Below are 22,557 nucleotides of genomic sequence, written 5' to 3'. Positions count from 1 at the left end.
TCCGCTTCTTAGTGCATCTCGGTAAATGCCAACTTCACACCCAGCGCCACCAGAACCGCGCCCATGGTGCGATCAAACCAATGGCCCATGCGGGCAAAGCCTGTGCGTACGCGCTGATGGCTGAACAGCATGGCAACCATGCAAAACCACAGCCCGGTGGCGACCGCCAGGTACACACCGTAACCAGCCTGAATCGACAGCGGTGTATGCGGGTTGATGACCACGGTAAACAGCGACAGGAAAAACAGCGTCGCCTTGGGGTTCAAGCCATTGGTCACAAAACCCGAAGTGAACGCCCCGCGAGCCGTGCGCTCGCCCACCGGCAACGCGGCGGCCACTGCTGCCGGATCAGCCGGTTTGGCCCGCAGCGCCTTGAAGCCGATGTACAGCAGGTAAGCCGCTGCCAGCCATTTCAAAGCGTTAAACAGCACAATCGACTGCGACACAATGATCCCGATACCCAACAGCGAATAACCGACATGCACGAAAATCGCCGTGCCTACACCAAACGCGGTAAAGATCCCGGCGCGACGACCGTGGGTTACGCTCTCGCGCACCACCACGGCAAAATCGGGCCCGGGGCTGGCCACAGCCAGAAGGTGAATCAGGGCAACGGTCAAAAATTCTGTCCAGTACATGCACGGCTCCATTACAAATTGTTTCTTCTGTTAGGCTCGCCACATTACGCCTTCATTTCACAGCACAAAAGGTACAGTTGATGACTAACACTCAGCGCGCCGTATTCCTTGATTACACATCACTGGATCTGGGCGATCTCGACCTGGACCCGCTGCGTCGAAACTTCGGCGACTTGCAGTTGTGGCCGGATACCACGCCCGCGAATGTGATCGAACGCCTGCAAGGTGCCAGTGTAGCCATCAGCAATAAAATTCTGCTCAACGCCCATACCCTCGCCGCCTGCCCGGATCTGAAACTGATTCTGGTGGCGGCTACCGGCACCAACAACGTAGATCTGGAAGCCGCTCGCGCCCAAGGGATCACCGTCGCCAACTGCCAGGGTTACGGCACGCCATCCGTGGCGCAACACACCCTGGGCCTGTTGCTGGCGCTGGCCACACGCCTGATCGACTATCAAAAAGCCGTCACTGAAGGTCAGTGGCAGCAAGCAAAACAGTTCTGTCTGCTGGACTTCCCGATTGTCGAGCTGGAGGGCAAAACCCTGGGCCTGTTCGGGCATGGCGAACTGGGCAGTGCAGTGGCGAAGCTAGCCGAAGCCTTCGGCATGCGCGTGCTGATCGGCCATATTCCAGGGCGTCCGGCTCGGGCTGACCGCATGCCATTGGACGAACTGCTGCCCCAGGTCGATGCCCTGACCTTTCACTGCCCGCTCAACGAACACACACGCAATTTCATCGGTGCTCGCGAGCTCGCGCTACTCAAGCCCGGAGCCTTTGTGGTCAACACTGCGCGCGGTGGCATGATCGACGAGCAGGCTCTGGCCGACGCCTTGCGCAGCGGTCACCTGGGCGGCGCGGCGACCGACGTGCTGAGCGTCGAACCGCCCCGTGACGGCAATCCGCTGCTGGCAGCCGACATCCCGCGCCTGATCATTACCCCGCACAGCGCCTGGGGTAGCCGCGAGGCTCGCCAGCGGATCGTCGGCCAACTGGCGCAAAACGCCGAAGCGTTCTTCAACGGTACAGCGCTGCGAGTCGTCAGTTGATAGACTGCGCCCCTTTTTGAGGAGCAGATTATGGATCCGCGCAGTGAAGTACTGCTTCGTCAGCCTGAATACTTTCAAGGTTCGGTGCTGTTGGTCGGCTTGCCGGCTGACGAACTACTGAGTGAATTGCCCGATGCCCACGGCTGGTGCTGGCACGCCGGTGATCAGGCCGTGCTCGACGCCCGTTTTGAAGGACGCGTGCAGTTCGGTGTCGAAATTCCGCAACGGGCGTTTGACACCGCTGTGGTGTTTCTGCCCAAGTCCAAGGAGCTGAGTGACTACGTGCTCAAGGCGGTGGCCTCACGCCTGCCCGGCGCCGATGTATTTTTGGTCGGGGAAAAAAAGGGCGGCATTGAAGGCGCGTCCAAGCAACTGGTTCCGTTCGGCAAACCACGCAAGCTCGACAGCGCGCGCCATTGCCAACTGTGGCAAGTGACGGTGGATAACGCCCCGCAAGTGCCGGTACTGGAAGACCTCGCGCAACATTACGAACTGCCGCTGGCCGAAGGCCCGCTTAAAATCGTGAGCCTGCCAGGTGTATTCAGCCACGGTCGCCTGGATCGCGGCAGCGCCTTGCTGCTTGAACATCTGGACAAACTGCCCAGCGGCCACGTGCTGGACTTCGGCTGCGGCGCGGGCGTACTCGGTGCTGCGGTCAAGCGGCGTTACCCGCACAACACTGTGACCTTGCTCGATGTGGATGCCTTCGCCACTGCCAGTAGCCGTCTGACCCTTGCGGCCAACGGTCTGGAAGGCGAAGTGATTACCGGCAACGGTATCGACGCAGCACCTATGGGCCTGAACTCGATCCTGAGTAACCCGCCGTTCCATGTCGGGGTGCATACCGATTACAAGGCAACCGAGAACTTGCTGCAAAAAGCAGTGAAACATCTGAAATCTGGTGGCGAACTACGAATTGTGGCCAACAGCTTCTTGCGCTATCAACCGTTGATCGAAGAGCATTTTGGTGCCTGTGCGGTCAAGGCTGAAGGTCAGGGTTTTCGGATTTACAGTGCCAAGCGTCGCTGAGGTGATTGGCAAATAAGAGCTTGCCGGATCGGATTTGCCTAGGCAGAATCCGCTCCGTCCTAGGGGAGTAGTCTCCCTTGAGCTCCACGCTCATTCGGCATACGTCAACATACTTGGTCAACAGACCATGGCGTATGCGACCCAGGTGTCCGCACAGACGGACCGGGGTTTGACAAGACCTATGACACGAACACCTTACCCGGGGCGGGAAGGCTGTACGTGTCATAGCCGTGTCGACCCGCCCCTGGAAACCACCTGATGATGCTCGACTCCTTACTCGTTCCTACCGCAATCGTTGCCTTGGCCGAAATCGGCGACAAGACGCAGCTGCTCGCTCTCATTCTCGCCGCACGCTTTCGCAAACCCTGGCCGATTATCGCCGGTATCGTGGTCGCAACCCTGGCCAACCATGCCGCAGCCGGTGCAGTGGGCGCCTGGTTCAGTACCTTCTTCAGCGATGCAATGCTGCACTGGATCCTCGCCGCGAGCTTTACCGCTACCGCGTTGTGGACCCTGGTGCCCGACAAGATGGACGACGACGAAGCCAGCACTGCCCGCAAGTACGGGCCGTTCGTCACCACTCTGATCACGTTTTTCATTGCCGAAATCGGCGACAAGACCCAGGTTGCGACCGTGATGCTCGCCGCGCAATACCCGGACCTGTGGCTCGTCATTATCGGCACCACCCTGGGCATGCTGATTGCCAACGTGCCGGTGGTATTGGCGGGTAACTTTGCGGCCGACAAATTGCCGCTGACCTTGATCCGCCGTCTTGCAGCCACCGCATTCGTGGTACTGGCCGTCGTGGCGGTGTACAAGGCGATGGCGATCAGCGGCTGGGTTTAAAAGCGCCCTCACCCTAACCCTCCGGGAGAGGGTTGGGGTGAGGCCCTGGCCGTTACTGGGTTTTCGGCGCCTGCTGATACAGCGGCATCACCTTCGGGATTGCCGCTTGCAGGGCTGCAATCCGGCTGCTGGAAGCCGGGTGAGTGCTCATGAATTCAGGCGGAGCGTTCTGTGATTGCTGGGCCATTTTCTGCCACAGGGTGATCGCCGCATTCGGGTTGTAACCCGCACGGGCAGCAAGCTCCAGGCCGATCAGGTCCGCTTCGTTTTCATTGCTGCGGCTGTTGGGCAAGGTCAGGCTGTAGTTCACCACGGTATCGGCCAGCCCCATGCTGTCCTGCCCCAAACCCAGCAAGGCACCAGCTCCCTGCTTGGCGATCTCGATGCCATAGGCCTTGGACATGGACTCACGCCCGTGCTCACGCAAGGCGTGGGCGATTTCATGGCCCATGATCGCGGCGATTTCGTCATCGCTGAGCTTCAGCTGATCAATGATCCCGCTGTAAAAGATGATCTTGCCGCCTGGGCCGCAGTTGGCGTTGAGCTCGTCACTCTTGATCAGATTGACTTCCCAATTCCATTGCGCGGCATCCGGGCGAAAGGCCGGGGCCTGGGCAATCAGTCGGTTGGCGATCGCCTGCAAGCGCTTGGCGTTAGCACTGGTTTTGTCCAGCGCGCCCTTGGTGCTCGCTTCGCTGACAGTCTGCTGATACGACTGCGCATACATTTGGTCAACCTGCTGGCTCGACAGCATGCTGAACATGTACTGCTTGCGCTCAACACCGACCGCGCCGCCATTGGTGGTATTCACCGCCTGGCAACCACCCAGCAACAACCCGGCGCCCACTGCGCACACTACCGCTAACTTACCCATCAAAGATCTCCATAAAGATGGTGCGCATCGTATCTCAACCCGGCGTCAGGCACTCGGGCGCATTGAGCTTGGGATCGTTGACCAGATTGGCCAACGGCCGTTCGCGCAATGGCGTCTGCGGGCTGGCAAGCAGCGCCTGCAAAACATGCAAGGGGGTTTCGGGGTCAAGCCAGGCCTGCTGGCCCGCTTCGTCCAGAATCAATGGCCGGCGCTGACTGGCGGCGGCCTGGGTGATCACCGCAGTACTCAGCCACACATGCCCTTCGACGGGATAAGCCTCCCAGATACCGGCAAAAAACAGCGAAGAACCCTCGCCCGGCGTCAGCCAATAGGGACGTTTGCGGGTAGTGCCGCGCCATTCGTAAAAACCGTTGGCCGGGATCAGGCAACGCCGTTGGCGCAAGGCATCGCGAAACATCGGTTGTTCGGCCACGGTTTCGGCCCGGGCATGGGCGGGGGTTCGCGACAGGTCGGTCAGCCAGGCCGGGGTCAAGCCCCAGCGCGCCCGTGCCAGCTCACGTTGGCCAGGTTCTGCACCGGCACGCAGGATCAATACCGAGTCATTGGGCGAGATATTCCACTGGGCCTGCTGATCTGCCGGAAAACCGGGCAAGGCTGCAAACGCAGGATTCCAACGAAACAGGGCAAAACGTCCACACATGGGGCTGCACAACTCTTATCTATATAGCAGTGAAAAAACCGTCTACGGCTTCAGCAGACCAGTACATCAGGGAAGCTCTCAGGCTCATCGCCCGCCACCGGTGACGCGGCATTGTACGCATCGATCAACTCGCGCGCGTATTGCGCCTGATCATCAGCCACGGCCAGCCCCAACAAACCCAACGCTGGCAACTCACCGGTGCCGCCAATCAAATCTCGCCCCTGAAGACATGCGCCAATACCTTCACTGGCGAGCATGCCCAGCAACAGCTCGGCTTCCATCAGGTTTTGCGGTTCATAGATGCGCTGCATGGCAATCACCTGCTACTCGTTCTCGCTGTGTACATCGAGCATCCACTCCTGACCATCGGTCTGAAGATGGAAAACAATCGGTCGGCAACACACAGGACAATCCTCTATGTAGCTTTGATCACCACCCGAGAGGTCGAGCACAGCTTCTGCCGGCTCGCCGCAATAGGGGCACTCATAGCGTTCAGTTTCAAGCATCGCGGTCTCCATAGTGACTTGTGCGTATAATCGCCTGTCTATTAGCAGGGCCATTTTTTGCCCTGCCCTGCGTACCAACCCTAGCCGTTTCCAACAAGAGAGCATGATGGGCCAATTCGATACCATCCGACCTTACGACGACGCCGAAGTCCCAGCAGTGCTGGCCCGGCTGCTCAGCGACAAGGCGTTTCTAGATATCCTGACCCACTTTCGCTTTCCGCGCCTGGCAGGCGCGTTTGGCTGGCTGTTAAAACCTCTTATAGCTCATCGCCTGCGTAAAGAGTTCGCGAGTGTAAATTCGGTCGCATCCCTGCAGGACAAGGTCGAGGTTTACGTCGACCGCACCATTGAGCATGCCACTGACGGCGTGACCTACACCGGCGTTGAACAGTTGAAATCCGGCAGCGCCTATCTGTTTTTGGCCAACCACCGCGATATCGTGATGGACCCGGCTTTCGTCAACTATGCGGTGTATCACGCGGGCCTGCCGACGCCACGCATCGCCATTGGCGACAACCTGCTGCAAAAACCCTTTGTCAGCGATCTGATGCGCCTGAACAAGAGCTTTATCGTGCACCGCTCGATTACCGGACGGCGTGAGAAGCTCGCGGCCTATCAACTGCTGTCGGCGTATATCAATCACTCGATCCGCAACGACTGCCAATCGATCTGGATCGCCCAGGCCGAAGGTCGGGCCAAGGACGGTGATGACCGCACCGATTCGGCGATCCTGAAAATGTTTCACATGAGCCGTAAAGACGAGCCGTTCGCCGAAGTCATTCAGTCATTGAACCTGACCCCGGTATCGATCAGCTACGAATACGACCCCTGCGACCAGGCCAAGGCTCGCGAGCTGTACATCCGCGCCACCACGGGCACCTACAGCAAGATACCGGGCGAAGACGACACCAGCATCGCCAACGGCATCACCGGCTACAAAGGCCGCGTACACGTGAACTTTGCTGCGCCCATCACCACACCTTTCGAGGACAGCAAGTTGCTGGCCGCCGAAATGGATCGCCATATCCTCAGCGGCTACCGCCTGTTCCCGGCGCACTACCTCGCGTATGCACAGTGGAGCGATGCCGATCCCGAGCTGCAAGTGCCCAAGGCCACCGAGGTATTCGGTGCCGAAGAACTGGCCAAGGCCCGCCAGGAATGGCAACGCCGCCTGGACGCCTGCCCGGTCGAGCACCGCCCGTACCTGGTGCTGCAATATGCGATGCCGGTGCGTAACCAGTATCGGATCAAGGCCGGGTTGGCGCTGTAACCTCACGCGTAGCAGCTGCCGCAGGCTGCGTCCGGCGGCGCAGCCGTCGCAGAATCAGAAACCGCGATCTTTCAGACAACTCGCGGTTTCAGGTTTACGATCGCTTCGCAATCGGACGTAGCCTTCGGCAACTGCTACAAGAGCATCACCTCTGTTAATTTCTGCTGTAACCGTATCGTCATGTAGAGAGGTCACTCTGTGGCCCCTCGACACCGACACGGAGCTTGTCATGCTGCACGCAGAGAACCAGGATCGCCTTTACCTGATCGCCCCCAGCGACGAACAGCAGGCACTGATCGAAGGCCTGGCCTTTAACGTTCAGGACCACCACTGGCTGGTTTACTGCGCTTTGAGCGGCCACACCCATGCCGACTTGCCCGAGCTGGACTTGCTCACCGGCGTCAGCCGCCTGGAGCTGTATGCCGAAGCGGCCTGAAGCGTCCAAACAAAAAAAAGCCCGAACTCAGTAAGTTCGGGCTTTTTTGTTTGTCCGCGATTACTCGCCGAGCAAACGACCCACCGATGGGTCCTGGAACACACGGGTCAGCGCATCACTCAGTACATCGCTCACCAACTTGGTGTTGGTTTCCTGATTCGGCGCCATGCCGAAGCGTTGATCCAGCGACGCTCCATAACGACCGCTGTAAGTACGGCCACCGTTCTTCACATCAGAACGAAAGGTCGCACCGATAGTGGCTTCGGTCACGTACATGGTGTCTTTGGGCGATTGATATTTCAGCTCGGCCAGAGTCACGGTCAGGGTTGGCGCGTTCATCGCATTGGATGTCGGCGTGTAGCCCAGCAACCGCACAGCCGCTTCAGCCTGGGCTTGCAGTTTAGGGATCACATCAGCACTGCTGACGCTGATCGCGCTGGTCTCGGGGTACATGCCACCACGGGTGCCCAGGGTTGGCGAAGGACGACCGTCCACGACCCGCACCACGACCGGCTGGCCACGACCCACTGGCGCAAGCTGGGTGGTCAGTTTGGGTTGCGGGCTAAGTTGTTGCGGGCTGTGGGCGCAGCCGACCAGAGTCAAACTGGTCACAGTAATCAAACCGAACAACAGGCGTTGCAACATGCTCATCTCTCCAGGACTGGGTAAAACAGACCGTCAGTATAGGGTGCTGTGCGCCTGCGAACTAGCCGCTTGCTGTCACCACTCTGTCATCGCCGATACATCGTGATGTCACTTCGACAAGGCATAGTCTGAGCACTGACCAAAGAGGTGCTGCCATGAACATGCTCTTATCGTTGTTCGGCTTGAATCGTCCTCATCGCTGCTTCGTGCGCCTTGACTCCACGGGGCGCTGCCAGGCTTTCAAACAATGCAAACAACCGCCGGTCGGCGACAGCTGGGTCGAGATCGAAGAAATCCGCCTCAACTGGTTGCACCAGGTACTACCCGCCAACGCCCGTATTGCCTCGTCCGCAACCCGCTCAGCGGCACTGCCCTTGCTGGGACTTTGATCGGCGCACCAAGAAAAGTCATTTAACAGGATCAATTGCCCGCGTTTCTTCGCTACAATCTCCCCCCGATTATAAGGACGTCTCCTGATCGGGCCTCGCAGCATCGCTAATGCGCTTGTATTAGCTCCCCCGCACCGCCCACAGAGAGCCGCCCACACAGATCATGTGAAGCTGGCGCGCTTGAATTTCACTGCGTAACCCCACTTTCAACATGGTCTGCCAGAGCTGCCATAACGCTCGGTCACTGGTTCGGTACCAGGCTTGCGGCAGCCCTTTTTTGAGGTTCACGTCTTCAAGAGAGCGTGAAAAAAAACGGGTTTCACAACTTCACAAGAGTGTGGCGAGCAAATGAAAAGTTTTGCGTCTGAACATGCACCATTAGCGTCTGATATTGCCCCACCAAGCAGGATCGAAGTCGGCTCCACAGCACGAGACTGAAAGCCTGTCCGCTTACGGATTTGGTTGCACAAACGGACGCTCTAGACCTTAAGTCGAATTGCCTCCAAGGTACTGAAATGCGTTCATATGTACCTCGAAGGCCCGGTCTGGGCGTGCGCTAAAGTTGCAAGAAATTGCGAAGAATCGGACATGGCGATCCTGGCCATGCGTGATCCGAGGCTAATCAGAACCACGCCTCGGAACACCTGGCAGCTATGCCGTCAATTTGGTGCCGTAGATTTTGGAGACGCGTTAATGGCGCATAACGAAGCAGTCGACGTAGTACTGGTTGGAGCGGGCATCATGAGTGCCACCCTCGCCGTACTGCTCAAAGAGCTCGACCCCGGCATTACGCTGGAAGTTGTTGAGCAGATGGACTCAGGTGCTGCGGAGAGTTCCAACCCGTGGAACAACGCTGGCACCGGTCATGCTGGCCTTTGCGAATTGAACTACACGCCGCAGGCGGCTGATGGTTCGATCGACATCAAAAAGGCTGTGCATATCAATGCCCAGTTCGAAGTGTCGAAGCAGTTTTGGGCCTATCTGGCGCAAAAGGGCACCTTCGGTTCGTGCAAGTCCTTCATCAGCCCAGTGCCTCACCTGAGCTACGTTGAAGGCGAAAAAGGTGTGTCCTTCCTGAAAAAACGTTTTGAAGTGCTGAGCAAGCACCATGCGTTTACAGATATGGAATACACCGAAGACAAAGCCAAAATGACCGAGTGGATGCCTTTGATGATGCCGGGCCGCCCTGCGGACCAGCACATCTCGGCCACCCGTGTGCTGAACGGTACTGACGTCAACTTCGGCGCCCTGACCCAGCAGTTGCTCAAGCATCTGGCCAGCGCACCGGACACCCAGATCAAGTACAGCAAAAAGGTCACCGGCCTCAAGCGCAATGGCAGCGGCTGGACGGTGAGCATCAAGGACACCAACAGCGGCAACACTCGCCAGGTTGATGCCAAATTCGTATTCCTGGGTGCAGGTGGTGCGGCATTGCCGCTGCTGCAAGCGTCGGGCATCGAAGAAAGCAAAGGCTATGGCGGCTTCCCGGTCAGCGGCCAATGGCTGCGTTGCGATAACCCGGAAGTGGTCAAGCTGCACCAGGCCAAGGTTTACAGCCAGGCTGCTGTAGGTTCGCCACCGATGTCGGTACCGCACCTGGACACCCGTGTGGTTGATGGCAAAAAGTCGTTGCTGTTCGGACCTTATGCCGGTTTCACCACAAAGTTCCTCAAGCACGGTTCGTTCCTTGACCTGCCGATGTCGATCCGTCTGGGCAACATCGGGCCAATGCTCGCCGTGGCTCGCGACAACATGGATCTGACCAAGTACCTGGTCAGCGAAGTGCGCCAATCGATGGAACAGCGCCTGGACTCCCTGCGTCGCTTCTACCCGCAGGCCAAGGCCGAAGACTGGCGTCTTGAGATTGCCGGGCAACGGGTTCAGATCATCAAGAAAGATCCGAAGAAAGGCGGCGTGTTGCAGTTCGGTACCGAACTGGTTGCTGCCAAGGACGGTTCGCTGGCCGCTCTACTGGGTGCCTCGCCGGGCGCTTCGGTAACCGTTTCGATCATGCTGGATCTGATCGAGCGTTGCTTCGCAGACAAAGCACGTGGCGAATGGGCGACCAAGCTCAAGGAAATCTTCCCGGCACGGGAAAAAGTCCTCGAGACCGACGCCGAGCTGTACCACACAATCAGCACCCGCAACTCCGAGTTGCTGGAACTGGTTGAGCCGCAGAACGCCAATACCAGCATCGCGTAACAGCGTCACCTCAAAATGACGCACAACAAAAAGCCCCTGCGCTGTTAAGCGCAGGGGCTTTTTTGTAACCGATACGCAAGCGTTTCAGCCCATCGTGAACAGCACTCGCGAGCCGCCATTGCGCGAAAACTCATCATCGTCCGATACCGCAATCAGTTCTGCGGCACAGCCGACGGTGACTGCCCCGACCGACTTGGCCTGAGCCCAGCGATTGAGATTGCTGGCGCCCGGTGTGAGATGACCAAAGCCGAAGTAACAGACCTGTTCGCCCTGACGATAAGTGAAGGTTTCAGACCCTCTGGACGCTGGCAAGTAATACAACAGCTCCTGACTGGTGGACGGCTCGACAACAAAATCGTGCCCAGCATTTTCAGGGCTCTCCAGCCATGAAAAGTCGTTGCCCGGCGAAATGGCCTTGGCTGTCGCGTTAAATATCTCGACCTCCAGTACCTCATCGGCGGCCAGAGCGGCAGAGCCCACAGCCATCAATCCAAGTCCAAAAATAAAACTGCACAGACGCTTCATTGCTTGATTCCATTCCAATTGAAGTTTTGCCCATCGTCCTGATGAGCACCTGACATGCCTGTTTGAGTATTGATCGCCCACACAAGAACACCCCGTAGCAAATAGCTCAGGGTTGGTCGGAGTTTTCTGGAATAGAAGCACGAAGCCTGTAGCCGCTGCCGAGCTCCACGAGGCTGCGTTCGGCTGCACAGCAGCCGTAAAACCATGCAATCGGGTAATTCAGATACATCGCGATTAACGGGTTTACGAGGACTGCGTCCTCGAACGCAGCCTCGTTCCTTCGCCAGCGGCTACAGGAGTAGGGATCTTAGCCGCGGGCTTTTTCGATGAGTTCGATGTACTCATCCGCGTTGCGCTGATCCTTGATGAGGTCCACAAACGTCTGGCCGTGCTCGTCTTTGCCATCCAGGTCGTAACCGGCTTCGTTGAAGAAGGTCAGGAAACGCCCAAAGTCATCGATACGCAGGCCACGATAGGCTTTGATCAATTTGTGCAGCGACGGCGAGATGGCGTCCACAGGCTCGAAGTCCAGGAACAACTTGATCTGCTCGTCGCCGATCTCATCACCAATCAACTGCTTCTTGTCTTTACGCATGTCCGGCTCCAGCCTGCTGATACTTCACGGGGCCAGCAGTTTACCCAAGGCTCAACGTGCGCGCACGCTACCGGTGTGCAAGTCGGCCCAAATATGCCCATTGGCATAGGTCAAAAACTGGCAATAGACCGTGTCGTTGCGCAGTAAATCAATTACCACACGGTATTGGGACAGCGGATAGGAAAGGCTCAGGGTTCGCGTCTTGCTGTCAAAAACAGGCTTTTTCAGGCTCTTGCTTTCACCATCAAACGAAATCAGCACCTGGCGCACCGTAGCGCCCTGACTCATCGGTTTGCCCTTCAGGCGCAGCAACAAAGGCGAAGTCACCGGAATCGGCTGCTGATTGGATTGACGCTGGCTACCCACCACCACCGAATACGAAGTCACCATCATCAACTGCTGTTGCTCGGGGACCTCGCTGCGCAATTGCAAATCATCGGAGGGCAAAAACTGCCCATGCAACAGCGGTGTAACAGCAGGTGCCGCCGCCAGAGGCAGGCTGGCCAGCAACAGACTTAACGCAGCGCTGCGAAATAGAAAGCTCATGACAGGTTCCAAAAAGCGGGAAGCAGCACTCTAGCATGCTGCTTGCGCGCCTCCCCTACTGCGCCACCAACTGCCCCTCAACAATCCGCACATGCCTTGGATGAAAGCGCGCAAGACTGCTGCGATGCCCCACGCTGACAATGCTCAAGTTCGGCAACTGCTCTACCAGAGCCTGGTACAACATGGCCTCATCCTCCTCGTCCATGGCCGATGTCGATTCATCCATATAAAGCCACTGTGGGCGATACAGCAGCGCACGGGCAAAAGCCAAGCGTTGTTGCTCGCCTCCGGACAACAGACGCTGCCAGTGATTGACCTCGTCGAGCTGGGGAACCAGATGCTCCAGACGGCAAGTGCGTAGCACTTCTTGATACCGCTCGGTCGGATAGGTGTCGCCGGTCTGTGGATAACTCAACGCGTCACGCAAGGTGCCGATGGGCAAGTAAGGTTTTTGCGGCAAAAACAGCGCGCGCTCCCGAGGTAATCGAATCGCTCCGCCCCCTCGTGGCCAAAGCCCGCCCATTGCTCTGAGCAATGTACTTTTGCCGCTGCCGGAGCGACCGCTAAGCATCAGCCGCTCACCTTCCTCGACCTGCAAATTGGCGTTATGCAGCAGAGGGCGACCATCTGCCAGGTCCAGGCTCAGGTCTTCGATCTTCAACTCCTGGCCCTGGCTCTGTACATCAATCGCTGGCAAGCGTTGCTCGTTATCGGTCATCGCCTGACGAAAGCTCAGCAACCGATCACTGGTCGCGCGCCACGCCGCCAGGGTGACGTAGGCATCGATAAACCAGCTGAAGTTCTCTTGTACATTGCTGAAAGCCGAGTTGATTTGCATCAGTTCGCCCAGCTCGATCTTGCCCGCAAAGTAGCGCGGCGCGGCAACGACAAACGGAAAAATAATAGCGATTTGCGAGTAACCGGCGGTGAAGAAAGTCAGGCGCTTTTGCACCTTCATTTGCGTCCAGAAGTTCCTCCAGACTTTATCGAAGCGTGAACTCAGCCGCTCATGTTCATTCGGCTCGCCGTTATACAACGCAATGCTCTCGGCATTTTCACGGACCCGGACCATCGAGAAACGCAGGTCGGCTTCGAAACGTTGTTGTTGGTTGCTCAGGCCAATCAAGCGCCGGCCGATCAAATGCGCCAGCCAGCTGCCGACTGCGGCATACAGCAACGCGCACCAGAACATATAGCCGGGAATGGTGATGCCAAAGACCTCGATACTGCCCGAGACGCCCCACAAAATAACCGAAAACGACACCAGACTGACCAGCGTACGGATCAGGCCCAGGCCCAGAGTCAGGGTATTGTCGGTGAACGAGTTAAGGTCTTCACTGATGCGCTGGTCAGGGTTGTCGGTGTAACCGCCCTGCTCCAGCTGGTAATAGTTTTTGTGCGCGAGCCAGCGCGCAAAGTGCTGCTCGGTCAGCCATCGACGCCAGCGAATGGTCAACATCTGAGTCAAATAAAGCCGGTACACCGCGCCAACAATGCCTGCCGCAGCAATGATCCCGAAGTAGCCGATCAAGCTCCAGAATGCGGCTCCGTCCTTCTTTTCCAGGGCGTTGTAGAAGTCCTTGTACCAGTGGTTGATCCACACCGATATGCCGACGCTGACCAGCGACAAGGCAATTACTGCAATCAGCAGCAACCACGCCTTGACCCGCTCCTCACTGCGCCAGTAGGGAGTAATGAGGCCCCAGACCCTAGGTATGAAATCCCCACGCACAGCATCATTCACAACAGAAGGCTCAGCGTTCTGATTCATCGTTCAGGCTCGTTCGGAGTAAAGAGCAACCTGCAAGCCGGTCAGGACAACCGGCTCACGACGCTAAGACACGTCTTGATACAGATTAGGGGCTGTAGCCGTTTGCATGCAAGACGCAATGAAAAGGCTACAGCTCCCGTTCAGCGTCGAACCGGGCGCTTCTGCAGCTTGCGCTGCAAAGTGCGGCGGTGCATGCCCAGCGCGCGGGCAGTGGCCGAAATATTGCCTTCATGCTCACCCAGCACGCGCTGGATATGCTCCCATTGCAAGCGGTCAACCGACATCGGGTTATCCGGCACCAGGGTTTCGAGATCGGCATGCTGCGACAGCAAGGCCGCGAGCACGTCATCCGCATCCGCAGGCTTGCACAGGTAGTTGCAGGCCCCGCGCTTGATCGCCTCAACGGCGGTTGCGATGCTCGAGTAACCGGTGAGGATCACTACCCGCATCTCGGGATCAAGCTCAAGCAGCTTGGGCAAAAGGACCAGGCCTGAATCGCCGTCCATTTTAAGATCCAGCGCCGCATAATCGGGCAGGTCCTGCTGGGCCAGAATCAGCCCTTCTTCGGCGGAGCCCGCCGTGCTGACGCGAAAACCGCGACGGCTCATGGCGCGGGCCATTACGCGGGTAAACGTGGCGTCGTCATCTACCAACAACAAATGCGGCAGCTCTTCGCCTTCGACCTGAATTTCTTCACTCATTTTCATTTCCTCGGGCGACACGTGGCAGGCGCAGCTCAGTGAGCGTTCCGCCATCCTCATGACTGTAGAGTTTTACCGAGCCGCCAGCGCGGGTCACGCTGGCCTTGCTCAAGAATAGGCCCAGACCGAAGCCTTTGCCCTTGGTGGTAAAAAAGGGTTTGCCGATTTGCTCGGCGATGGCCAACGGTACACCTGGGCCGTGGTCACGAATACTGATGGTCAGATCAACTGCATCCCAATCGAGGCAGACTTCCAGCCCTTCAGGGCAGGCATCGGCTGCATTGTTGAGCAGGTTGAGCAGCGCCTGGGTCAAATCCGGTGGTGGCGCCAGACGCGGGACCGGGTCGTGGCCCAGGCACTGAAGGCGGTATGTGGCTTCGGGGCGCATCAAGTGCCAGCGGTTCAGGGCCTCGTCCAGCCACTGCGTAACATCCTGGACTTCAATCGCCAAACGGCGGTTGGCCTCAGCGGCGCGCACCAGTTGCTGCAAGGTCTCCTTGCACAACTTGACCTGATCCTGAAGCACGCTCAGATCTTCCTGCAACTCGGGGTCCGGGTGATCGCGGCGCATTTCCTTGAGCAGCACGCTCATGGTCGACAGCGGCGTGCCCAACTCGTGGGCCGCACCGGCGGCCTGGGTGGCCACCGCCAGCAATTGCTGGTCACGCAGCCCCTCTTCACGACGCAGGGCGCGCAGCTCTTCCTGGCGGCGCAGCTCTTCGCCCATCTTGGCGGCGAAAAACGTGATGACCGCAGCAGACAGGGCAAAACTCAGCCACATTCCATAAATTTGCAGCTTTTCGCGGAAGAACGGCACCGTGTCTATCGGGAAAGACTGCGACAACAACAGGGTGTAGAGCGCCAGCGCAATACCGGTTAACACCAAGGAATAGCGCCATGGCAGTGTCACGGCGGCGATGGTCAGCGGCACCAGGTAATACGAGACGAATGGGTTGGCCGAGCCACCGGAGAAATACAGCAAGGCGCTGTGGATAAACAGGTCACAGGCCAGTTGCAGGGCGTATTCCAGCTCTGTTACCGGCCAGGTGGTACGCAACCTGATCGCGGTAAACGCGCACAGCAGCATGGAAAACCCGAGGGTAATACTCAGCTGAAACCACGGCAGCGGCAGCAAATTGAACAGGTAGGCAAAGCCTACTGAACCCGCTTGCGCGGCCAGTACCAACATGCGGATAAACGTAAGACGCCAGAGGTTCTGACGAGTCGCGGACAATAACTGAACGGGGGCGAGCATGAGCTCTCCTGATGAGCGCTCCAGGCGGATCACCGGGAGTATAACCAAGCGAGCGACCCGACAGGCAAACGTGCGGCAAAGAGCCACAGTGTTTTTTATCAAAACCTGCACTACCTGTAGCCGATGAAGAGCGTAGCGAGGCTGCGAAGCAGTCGGCAGGTCAAATGTAGTGAAAATGTAACTGGGCGAACTGATGGCCACTTACTACAGTCTTATGGGTCTTGCTGTCCTCTTTCAAGGAGCCTCCATGTCCAACTTTCAACGCACCGCTGCCCTGCTGACCCTGAGTATCGGCGCGCTTGCCAGCTTGCCGGCCCTGGCCGACGACATTCATTACAACCAGATCTCATTGCGTGCCGAGGCCAGCCAGGAAGTCCCCCGCGACCTGATGATCGTGACGCTGTACACCGAGGCGCAAAACACCGATGCGGCCAAGCTGGCGGCTGAAATCACCACGTCGATGAACAAGGCCATTGGCCAGGCCAAGTCCGTCAAGGAAGTGACCTTGCGCCAGGGCAATCGCAACAGCTATCCGATTTACGACAACAAGACCCAGAAGATCACTGGCTGGCGTGAACGCGCCGAACTGCGCCTGGAAAGTACCGACTTTGCAGCGCTGTCCAAGCTCACCGGCGATCTGATGCAAACCCTGAAAATGGGCAGCATGCAATTCACCGTAGCCAATGCCACCCGCAAAACCAGCGAAGACGCATTGCTCAAGGATGCGGTCAACGCGTTCAAGGCCCGCGCGCAACTGGCAACCGATGCGCTGGGCGGCAAGGGTTACAAAATCATCAACCTGAACCTCAACACCAACGGTTACCCGCAGCCCTACATGCGCAGCGCAATGATGATGAAAGCCGCAGCCCCAGCGATGGACTCGGCGCCGACCCCGGAAGTCGAAGCCGGTACCAGCGAAGTCAGCATGAGCGCCGATGGTGCGATTGAAGTCCAGATGCAATAAACACCGATCCATCCTGAAAACCCCTGAAACAGACATGTTTCAGGGGTTTTTTTGTGCCGCACGGAAAACTCCTACAGACCGTCCTAGTATTAAAAGGCGATGGACTACATGCGCTGCTGGCGTTGACCTACATATTTCCAGCGCAAGAGTCTAGATAAGTAACAGCGTTGTTCCAAAACAGTGCACTTCGGTGTCCTGATGTTCAAGAACGTGTAAGAAAATGAGTCTAAAACCCGTGCGCAAACGATCAAATGCGTCATAAATTATACAAACGCGACATTCTTGTACGATCGTTCCACATTTTCAGGCTTCACCGGCTTTCGCATATTGCAATGGGTATGGGCTGTGCATAAGTATCGCCGGGTCGACTCACAAGGTCGCCCTCAAACCAAAAATGACAAAAATCATGAGGCCACCATGTTCAAATACGCGGTCATTCCGTTTTTAGTAGGTGCCAGCCTGTTGGCAAGTGCACCTTTCGCCCACGCTGCGACCAATCTGGTGTTTTGCTCTGAAGGCAGCCCGGCTGGTTTTGACCCGGGTCAGTACACCACCGGTACTGACTTTGATGCATCGGCCGAAACCATCTACAACCGATTGAGCCAATTCCAGCGCGGCGGCACCGCGGTTGAACCAGGCCTGGCAACCAGCTGGGATGTCTCCCCGGACAACCTGACATGGACCTTCCACCTGCGTGATGGCGTCAAGTTCCATACCACCCCGTACTTCAAGCCAACCCGCGATTTTAACGCCGACGACGTGCTCTTCACTTTCAACCGCATGCTCGACAAAGACATGCCGTTCCGTAAGGCCTACCCCACCGAATTCCCTTATTTCACCGACATGGGCATGGATAAAAACATCGCCAAGGTGGAAAAAGTCGACGACAAGACCGTCAAATTCACGCTGAACACCGTGGATGCCGCGTTTATCCAGAACCTGGCCATGAGTTTTGCCTCCATCCAGTCCGCCGAGTACGCCGACAAGCTGCTCAAGGAAGGCAAGCCTGCCGATATCAACCAGAAGCCGATCGGCACTGGCCCGTTTGTGTTCAAGAGCTACCAGAAAGACTCGAACATCCGTTACACCGGCAACAAGGACTACTGGAAGCCTGAAGACGTCAAAATCGACAATCTGATTTTCGCCATCACTACCGACCCTTCGGTACGGATTCAGAAGCTTAAAAAGAATGAGTGCCAGGTCACCCTGTTCCCGCGCCCGGCAGACCTCAAGGCCCTTGGTGAAGACAAGAACCTGAAGATGCCTCACCAGGCAGGTTTCAACCTCGGTTACATCGCCTACAACGTGATGGACAAGATCAAGGGCAGCAACGAGCCAAACCCGATGGCTCAGCTCAAGGTTCGCCAGGCCTTGGACATGTCAGTAAACAAGCAGCAGATCATCGACTCGGTGTATCAGGGTGCAGGCCAACTGGCCGTTGGCTCCATGCCTCCTACCCAGTGGTCGTATGACACCAGCATCAAGGACGCACCTTTCGACCCGGAAAAAGCCAAGGCTCTGCTCAAGGAAGCCGGCATCAAGGACGGCACCGAAATCGTCCTGTGGGCCATGCCGGTTCAACGTCCGTACAACCCGAATGCCAAGCTGATGGCCGAAATGCTGCAGTCGGACTGGAGCAAAATCGGCATCAAAGCCAAGATCATGAGCTATGAATGGGGCGAGTACATCAAACGCTCCAAAGGCGGCGAAAACGGCGCGATGCTGATTGGCTGGAGCGGCGACAACGGTGACCCGGACAACTGGCTCGGCACCCTGTTCGGCTGCGACTCGCTGCAAGGCAACAACTTCTCCAAGTGGTGTGACCCCGAGTTCGACAAGCTGGTGAAAGCCGCCAAGGCCACCACCGATGTTGCCGAGCGCACAAAACTGTACCAACAGGCGCAGCAACGACTCAAAAGCCAGGTCCCGATGACACCTATCGCACACTCGACGGTGTATCAACCGATGCGCACGAACGTACAGGACTTCAAGATCAGCCCATTCGGCTTGAACTCCTTCTACGGGGTCAGCGTCAGCAAATAACAGGACCGGTGAATGCGGCTACAACGCCGCATTCACTTTTCTACCAGGACGGTGGAATTCACCTACAGCCTTTAGCCACTTCTGACTACATCAGAGGCTATAGGACGCCAAGACAATTCCTACAAGTTTGTCAGGCCTGACGCATTTACTGCTGAGTTTTGACGCCCTAACGTCGACACACAGCCAGTCTATTGCGCCGGGTGCGGCACCGTAGCTGATGATATCGACGCCCTGAACCGCAGGCCTTTGATCAAGGCTCGCGCTCAGGACTCAAAAACAAGAAAAAGGATAGGGAACGCCATGCGCAACCCTCTGGTTTTATCTGTGTTACTCAGCGCCGGCGTACTTGCCGGCAGCCCGCTCGCAAACGCCGCCAATAGCCTGGTGTTTTGCTCGGAAGGCAGCCCCGCCGGTTTTGATACCGCGCAGTACACCACCGCCACCGATAACGACGCGGCCGAACCGATTTACAACCGCCTCGCCGAATTTGAAAAAGGCGGCACCGCAGCCGGCCCCGCTCTGGCTACTCGTTGGGACATTTCCGAAGATGGCCTGACTTACACCTTTCACCTGCGCGACGGGGTCAAGTTTCACACCACCAAATGGTTCACCCCGACCCGTGACTTCAACGCCGATGACGTGCTCTTCACGTTCAACCGTATGCTCAACGCCGACCATCCATTTCGTAAGGCTTACCCGACCGAGTTCCCGTACTTCACCGGGATGAGCCTGGACAAGAACATCGCCAGCGTTGAAAAAACCGACCCCATGACCGTGGTCATGAAACTCAACTCGGTAGACGCCGCTTTTATCCAAAACCTGGCCATGAGCTTTGCTGCGATTTTGTCAGCCGAATATGCCGATCAACTGCTCAAGAGCGGCAAACCCAGCGACATCAACCAGAAGCCGGTCGGCACCGGCCCGTACGTGTTTCAGCGGTATCAGAAAGACTCCAACATCCGCTACGCCGCCAACAAGGAATACTGGGATCCAAGCCAGGTCAAACTCGATAACCTGATTTTCTCGATCAGCGTCGACGCTTCGGCACGCATGCAAAAACTGCGTAAAAACGAGTGCCAGGTCTCGCTGAACCCGCGCCCGGCAGACGTCGCCGGTCTCAAGGCCGACCCCAAGCTGCAAGTCATCGAAAAGCCCGGCTTCAACCTCGGCTACATCGCCTACAACGTGCAGCACAAGCCGCTCGACCAACTGCAAGTACGTCAGGCGCTGGACATGGCCGTCAACAAGGACCAGATCCTCAAGGCGGTCTACCAGGGCGCGGGCCAGAAAGCGGTCAACGCCATGCCGCCAACACAATGGTCCTACGACGAGACCATCACGGATGCGGCCTACAATCCCGAAAAAGCCAAAGAGCTGCTCAAGGCGGCTGGCGTCAAGGAAGGCACTGAAATCACCCTGTGGGCCATGCCCGTGCAGCGCCCTTACAACCCGAACGCCAAGCTCATGGCCGAAATGCTGCAATCGGACTGGGCCAAGGTCGGGCTCAAGGTCAAGATCGTCAGCTATGAATGGGGCGAATACATCAAGCGCACCAAAAATGGCGAGCATGACATCAGCCTGATCGGCTGGACCGGCGACAACGGTGACCCGGACAACTGGCTCGGCACCCTCTACAGCTGTGACGCGATTGGCGGCAATAACTACTCCATGTGGTGTGACAAGGAGTACGACACGCTGGTCAAGAACGCCAAGATCGTCACCGACCGCGACCAACGCACGGTGCTCTACAAACAGGCCCAGCAGTTGCTCAAGCAACAGGTGCCTATCACCCCCATTGCGCACTCCACGGTCAACCAGCCGCTAAGTGCCAAGGTCGAAGGTTTCAAGGTCAGCCCCTTTGGGCGTAACGCCTTCTCTGGCGTCAGCCTCAAGGACTAAAGCACAAGCCAGTGCCGGTGTGGGAGCGAGCCTGCTCGCGAAGGACGTTAGCGATAACCCGATCGAGACGGTGTTGGGATATTCGCGAGCAGGCTCGCTCCCACAGTTGACGACACACAACACCCAGCCTGCATCAGCAGGCCACCTTTCCAGGTGGCCCGCTAAAACTTCGCCAATCGCACGTGACGCAAACGTTTGTAATGCTTTAAATCGTTTCACAACAGCTGAGTCAACACAAAAAGACCGGCAATAAAAAAAGAAACCAGAGGAGCCTCAACCATGAAAATCACCAGCAGTGCGTTGTTAGCCTTATCCATCAGCAGCCTCACCGCGATGGCCTACGCCGATGAATTTGTACCTACCGAATTGAAAGGAACCAGTGCCCAAAGCGAAACCAAGGGTTTCCTTGAAGACCAGACCCTGAGCGGCACTACCCGTAACTGGTACGCCAACGAACTCAAGCGCCGTGATGATCGCTTCAGCTACAACAACCACGGTACCCGCGAGTCAACCCCGCGCCGGATCAACTGGGTACAGGGCACCATCCTCGATTACAAATCGGGCTTCACTGAGGGCACCGTCGGCTTCAGTACCCAGGTAGCGGCCTACAACGCCATTGCCCTGGACCGCGACGCCAAGGATATTGCCGGTCCGAACAACCGTACCCTGACCCACAGCGATGGCGATGCCGTCGGCCAGTGGAGCAAGTTGGGCCTGGCCAACCTCAGCGCCCGCATCTCCAACACCACGCTGACCGTAGGCCGACAGAACTTCAGCAGCCCGACCATCGACGTGATCGGTAACCGCGCATTGCCTTCAAGCTTTCAAGGGGTGGGCTTGCACAGCGAAGAGTTCAACAACCTGTCCTTCGACGCGGGCTCCTTTGATCGCGTGTCCCCGCGTACCGAACAAAGCCTGAGCAAGTTTCGCAGTGAATACGGCGCAGCCGGGGTCGAGACAGATCGCGCCAGCGTTGCTGGCCTTAACTACCAGCCGCTGAAAAACCTGAAAACCACGCTGTACGCAACAAACGTTGAAGACTTCTGGAACCAGTACTACTTCGGCGCGGTACACGATATCGGCGACAACGCCGTGCTGGGTCTGAACACCAACTTCAACTACTACAAGACCCTCGATACCGGCAAGAAAGAGCTGGGCAATATCAACAACGACGCCTACAGCCTGGCATTCGCCTTGACCCACCAGGCCCACACCGTGAGCCTGGCATTCCAGCAAATCGTCGGCGACGAGTACTTCGACTACCTGCACGAAACCAACGGGATCTACCTGGCCAACTCCCTGCTCTCGGACTTCAACGGCCCGAACGAGAAGTCGCTGCAACTGGCCTACAGCATCAACATGGCGCAGTACGGTATTCCGGGCCTGAAGTTCAACGCCTACCACGCGCGCGGCTGGGATATCGACGGCACCAAGTACAAGGGCACCGCCTACGACGTCAGGAACATGGACGGTGAAACCCACAACGAGTACAGCGTTGGCACATCTTATGCTGTGCAAAGTGGCCCGCTGAAAGCTACCGCCATTCGCGCCACCTACACCACGCACCGCGCCAGCAAAAACCAGGCTGACGGCAACATCAATGAGTTCCGCCTGGTGACCACCATTCCATTCAGCATTCTGTAAACACACCTTTACATGCCCAGCGCCTGCGGCCGATTAGCCCCATCGGCCGCAGGCACATGCTGGTTCAACTGA

General features: G+C 57.5%; 23 protein-coding genes and 1 riboswitch. Of the genes, 11 read left to right on the top strand and 12 right to left on the bottom strand.

Annotation, left to right across the window (positions count from 1 at the left end):
- Positions 1-8: 8 nt before the first annotated feature.
- Complete coding sequence (locus tag U5A05_RS04390; protein ID WP_261740979.1) at positions 9-638, bottom strand: LysE family translocator; 630 nt, start codon at positions 636-638, stop codon at positions 9-11.
- 80 nt (positions 639-718) lie between these two features.
- On the opposite strand from U5A05_RS04390, the gene U5A05_RS04385 reads away from it, so the two are divergent.
- The 3 genes from U5A05_RS04385 to U5A05_RS04375 all read left to right on the top strand — a co-directional run bounded on the left by U5A05_RS04385 (position 719) and on the right by U5A05_RS04375 (position 3,559).
- On the top strand, positions 719-1,684 hold the full coding sequence (locus U5A05_RS04385; protein ID WP_321835839.1) for a 2-hydroxyacid dehydrogenase: 966 nt from the start codon (positions 719-721) through the stop codon (positions 1,682-1,684).
- Between the two features lie 30 nt (positions 1,685-1,714).
- A complete protein-coding gene (locus tag U5A05_RS04380; RefSeq protein ID WP_261740977.1) occupies positions 1,715-2,713 on the top strand; it encodes a class I SAM-dependent methyltransferase in 999 nt (332 codons plus the stop codon).
- A gap of 49 nt (positions 2,714-2,762) precedes the next feature.
- Positions 2,763-2,884: riboswitch (yybP-ykoY riboswitch) on the top strand.
- A 90-nt stretch (positions 2,885-2,974) separates the two neighbouring features.
- Positions 2,975-3,559: a TMEM165/GDT1 family protein gene (locus U5A05_RS04375; RefSeq protein ID WP_261742369.1), complete on the top strand. Its 585-nt coding sequence runs from the start codon at positions 2,975-2,977 to the stop codon at positions 3,557-3,559.
- Between the two features lie 52 nt (positions 3,560-3,611).
- Here U5A05_RS04375 and U5A05_RS04370 read toward each other — a convergent pair whose 3' ends face one another.
- From U5A05_RS04370 to U5A05_RS04355, 4 genes are read right to left on the bottom strand one after another with little or no spacing between them, the layout of a single operon-like run.
- Complete coding sequence (locus U5A05_RS04370) at positions 3,612-4,433, bottom strand: M48 family metallopeptidase (protein ID WP_261740976.1); 822 nt, start codon at positions 4,431-4,433, stop codon at positions 3,612-3,614.
- Positions 4,434-4,467: 34 nt separating this feature from the next.
- Positions 4,468-5,094, bottom strand: a complete 627-nt coding sequence (locus U5A05_RS04365; RefSeq protein WP_261740975.1) for an SOS response-associated peptidase — start codon at positions 5,092-5,094, stop codon at positions 4,468-4,470.
- 50 nt (positions 5,095-5,144) lie between these two features.
- Positions 5,145-5,405: a putative signal transducing protein gene (locus U5A05_RS04360; protein ID WP_261740974.1), complete on the bottom strand. Its 261-nt coding sequence runs from the start codon at positions 5,403-5,405 to the stop codon at positions 5,145-5,147.
- 12 nt (positions 5,406-5,417) lie between these two features.
- Entirely contained in the window at positions 5,418-5,600 is a 183-nt protein-coding gene (locus U5A05_RS04355) for a CPXCG motif-containing cysteine-rich protein (protein ID WP_261740973.1), read from the bottom strand.
- A 103-nt stretch (positions 5,601-5,703) separates the two neighbouring features.
- Here U5A05_RS04355 and U5A05_RS04350 point away from each other — a divergent pair, with 103 nt between their 5' ends.
- Positions 5,704-6,870: a 1-acyl-sn-glycerol-3-phosphate acyltransferase gene (locus U5A05_RS04350; protein WP_321835838.1), complete on the top strand. Its 1,167-nt coding sequence runs from the start codon at positions 5,704-5,706 to the stop codon at positions 6,868-6,870.
- Positions 6,871-7,099: 229 nt separating this feature from the next.
- Complete coding sequence (locus U5A05_RS04345) at positions 7,100-7,306, top strand: hypothetical protein (protein WP_048359204.1); 207 nt, start codon at positions 7,100-7,102, stop codon at positions 7,304-7,306.
- A 60-nt stretch (positions 7,307-7,366) separates the two neighbouring features.
- Here the strand turns inward: U5A05_RS04345 and U5A05_RS04340 are convergent, their stop codons facing one another.
- Positions 7,367-7,951 carry a YajG family lipoprotein gene (locus U5A05_RS04340; protein ID WP_261740971.1) on the bottom strand — a complete coding sequence of 195 codons (585 nt, stop codon included), beginning with the start codon at positions 7,949-7,951 and terminating at the stop codon, positions 7,367-7,369.
- 155 nt (positions 7,952-8,106) lie between these two features.
- On the opposite strand from U5A05_RS04340, the gene U5A05_RS04335 reads away from it, so the two are divergent.
- Positions 8,107-8,340, top strand: coding sequence for a hypothetical protein (locus tag U5A05_RS04335; RefSeq protein ID WP_321835837.1), 234 nt, complete (start codon positions 8,107-8,109; stop codon positions 8,338-8,340).
- A 693-nt stretch (positions 8,341-9,033) separates the two neighbouring features.
- Positions 9,034-10,542, top strand: coding sequence for a malate dehydrogenase (quinone) (gene mqo / locus U5A05_RS04330; protein WP_261740969.1), 1,509 nt, complete (start codon positions 9,034-9,036; stop codon positions 10,540-10,542).
- An 84-nt stretch (positions 10,543-10,626) separates the two neighbouring features.
- On the opposite strand, the gene U5A05_RS04325 is transcribed toward mqo, so the two are convergent.
- The 6 genes from U5A05_RS04325 to U5A05_RS04300 form a co-directional block, all read right to left on the bottom strand.
- Positions 10,627-11,067, bottom strand: coding sequence for a hypothetical protein (locus U5A05_RS04325; protein WP_321835836.1), 441 nt, complete (start codon positions 11,065-11,067; stop codon positions 10,627-10,629).
- A 307-nt stretch (positions 11,068-11,374) separates the two neighbouring features.
- Positions 11,375-11,662, bottom strand: a complete 288-nt coding sequence (locus tag U5A05_RS04320) for a PA4642 family protein (protein ID WP_321835835.1) — start codon at positions 11,660-11,662, stop codon at positions 11,375-11,377.
- 51 nt (positions 11,663-11,713) lie between these two features.
- Positions 11,714-12,208, bottom strand: a complete 495-nt coding sequence (locus U5A05_RS04315; RefSeq protein WP_261740966.1) for a hypothetical protein — start codon at positions 12,206-12,208, stop codon at positions 11,714-11,716.
- A 55-nt stretch (positions 12,209-12,263) separates the two neighbouring features.
- A complete protein-coding gene (locus U5A05_RS04310) occupies positions 12,264-13,979 on the bottom strand; it encodes an ABC transporter ATP-binding protein/permease (protein WP_261740965.1) in 1,716 nt (571 codons plus the stop codon).
- Between the two features lie 140 nt (positions 13,980-14,119).
- Positions 14,120-14,680 (bottom strand): response regulator transcription factor, encoded by a 561-nt coding sequence (locus U5A05_RS04305; RefSeq protein WP_019823883.1) that lies wholly within the window; start codon positions 14,678-14,680, stop codon positions 14,120-14,122.
- Positions 14,673-15,935 (bottom strand): ATP-binding protein, encoded by a 1,263-nt coding sequence (locus U5A05_RS04300; protein WP_261740964.1) that lies wholly within the window; start codon positions 15,933-15,935, stop codon positions 14,673-14,675. The genes U5A05_RS04305 and U5A05_RS04300 overlap by 8 nt, the downstream gene beginning before the upstream one ends.
- 247 nt (positions 15,936-16,182) lie before the next feature.
- On the opposite strand from U5A05_RS04300, the gene U5A05_RS04295 reads away from it, so the two are divergent.
- The 4 genes from U5A05_RS04295 (at position 16,183) to U5A05_RS04280 (ending at position 22,485) form a co-directional block, all read left to right on the top strand.
- Positions 16,183-16,899 carry an SIMPL domain-containing protein gene (locus tag U5A05_RS04295; RefSeq protein WP_261740963.1) on the top strand — a complete coding sequence of 239 codons (717 nt, stop codon included), beginning with the start codon at positions 16,183-16,185 and terminating at the stop codon, positions 16,897-16,899.
- A 417-nt stretch (positions 16,900-17,316) separates the two neighbouring features.
- The gene (locus U5A05_RS04290; protein WP_261740962.1) at positions 17,317-18,942 is read left to right on the top strand and encodes an ABC transporter substrate-binding protein; all 1,626 of its coding nucleotides are present in this window, start codon (positions 17,317-17,319) and stop codon (positions 18,940-18,942) included.
- 300 nt (positions 18,943-19,242) lie between these two features.
- Complete coding sequence (locus tag U5A05_RS04285) at positions 19,243-20,841, top strand: ABC transporter substrate-binding protein (protein WP_321835834.1); 1,599 nt, start codon at positions 19,243-19,245, stop codon at positions 20,839-20,841.
- A gap of 279 nt (positions 20,842-21,120) precedes the next feature.
- Positions 21,121-22,485 (top strand): OprD family porin, encoded by a 1,365-nt coding sequence (locus tag U5A05_RS04280; protein WP_261740960.1) that lies wholly within the window; start codon positions 21,121-21,123, stop codon positions 22,483-22,485.
- Positions 22,486-22,557 lie beyond the last annotated feature (72 nt).

It is taken from the genome of Pseudomonas kulmbachensis (genome assembly GCF_963681935.1).
GTDB classification, from domain to species: Bacteria; Pseudomonadota; Gammaproteobacteria; order Pseudomonadales; family Pseudomonadaceae; genus Aquipseudomonas; species Aquipseudomonas kulmbachensis.
Note: the sequence above shows the minus strand (reverse complement) of the source record. Positions and strands in the feature narration are given on the sequence as shown.

Coding starts and splice junctions, on each gene's coding strand:
- U5A05_RS04390 (WP_261740979.1), bottom strand. CDS start 638: ATGTACTGGACAGAATTTTTGACCGTTGCCCTGATTCACCTTCTGGCT.
- U5A05_RS04385 (WP_321835839.1), top strand. CDS start 719: ATGACTAACACTCAGCGCGCCGTATTCCTTGATTACACATCACTGGAT.
- U5A05_RS04380 (WP_261740977.1), top strand. CDS start 1,715: ATGGATCCGCGCAGTGAAGTACTGCTTCGTCAGCCTGAATACTTTCAA.
- U5A05_RS04375 (WP_261742369.1), top strand. CDS start 2,975: ATGCTCGACTCCTTACTCGTTCCTACCGCAATCGTTGCCTTGGCCGAA.
- U5A05_RS04370 (WP_261740976.1), bottom strand. CDS start 4,433: ATGGGTAAGTTAGCGGTAGTGTGCGCAGTGGGCGCCGGGTTGTTGCTG.
- U5A05_RS04365 (WP_261740975.1), bottom strand. CDS start 5,094: ATGTGTGGACGTTTTGCCCTGTTTCGTTGGAATCCTGCGTTTGCAGCC.
- U5A05_RS04360 (WP_261740974.1), bottom strand. CDS start 5,405: ATGCAGCGCATCTATGAACCGCAAAACCTGATGGAAGCCGAGCTGTTG.
- U5A05_RS04355 (WP_261740973.1), bottom strand. CDS start 5,600: ATGCTTGAAACTGAACGCTATGAGTGCCCCTATTGCGGCGAGCCGGCA.
- U5A05_RS04350 (WP_321835838.1), top strand. CDS start 5,704: ATGATGGGCCAATTCGATACCATCCGACCTTACGACGACGCCGAAGTC.
- U5A05_RS04345 (WP_048359204.1), top strand. CDS start 7,100: ATGCTGCACGCAGAGAACCAGGATCGCCTTTACCTGATCGCCCCCAGC.
- U5A05_RS04340 (WP_261740971.1), bottom strand. CDS start 7,951: ATGTTGCAACGCCTGTTGTTCGGTTTGATTACTGTGACCAGTTTGACT.
- U5A05_RS04335 (WP_321835837.1), top strand. CDS start 8,107: ATGAACATGCTCTTATCGTTGTTCGGCTTGAATCGTCCTCATCGCTGC.
- mqo (WP_261740969.1), top strand. CDS start 9,034: ATGGCGCATAACGAAGCAGTCGACGTAGTACTGGTTGGAGCGGGCATC.
- U5A05_RS04325 (WP_321835836.1), bottom strand. CDS start 11,067: ATGAAGCGTCTGTGCAGTTTTATTTTTGGACTTGGATTGATGGCTGTG.
- U5A05_RS04320 (WP_321835835.1), bottom strand. CDS start 11,662: ATGCGTAAAGACAAGAAGCAGTTGATTGGTGATGAGATCGGCGACGAG.
- U5A05_RS04315 (WP_261740966.1), bottom strand. CDS start 12,208: ATGAGCTTTCTATTTCGCAGCGCTGCGTTAAGTCTGTTGCTGGCCAGC.
- U5A05_RS04310 (WP_261740965.1), bottom strand. CDS start 13,979: ATGAATCAGAACGCTGAGCCTTCTGTTGTGAATGATGCTGTGCGTGGG.
- U5A05_RS04305 (WP_019823883.1), bottom strand. CDS start 14,680: ATGAGTGAAGAAATTCAGGTCGAAGGCGAAGAGCTGCCGCATTTGTTG.
- U5A05_RS04300 (WP_261740964.1), bottom strand. CDS start 15,935: ATGCTCGCCCCCGTTCAGTTATTGTCCGCGACTCGTCAGAACCTCTGG.
- U5A05_RS04295 (WP_261740963.1), top strand. CDS start 16,183: ATGTCCAACTTTCAACGCACCGCTGCCCTGCTGACCCTGAGTATCGGC.
- U5A05_RS04290 (WP_261740962.1), top strand. CDS start 17,317: ATGTTCAAATACGCGGTCATTCCGTTTTTAGTAGGTGCCAGCCTGTTG.
- U5A05_RS04285 (WP_321835834.1), top strand. CDS start 19,243: ATGCGCAACCCTCTGGTTTTATCTGTGTTACTCAGCGCCGGCGTACTT.
- U5A05_RS04280 (WP_261740960.1), top strand. CDS start 21,121: ATGAAAATCACCAGCAGTGCGTTGTTAGCCTTATCCATCAGCAGCCTC.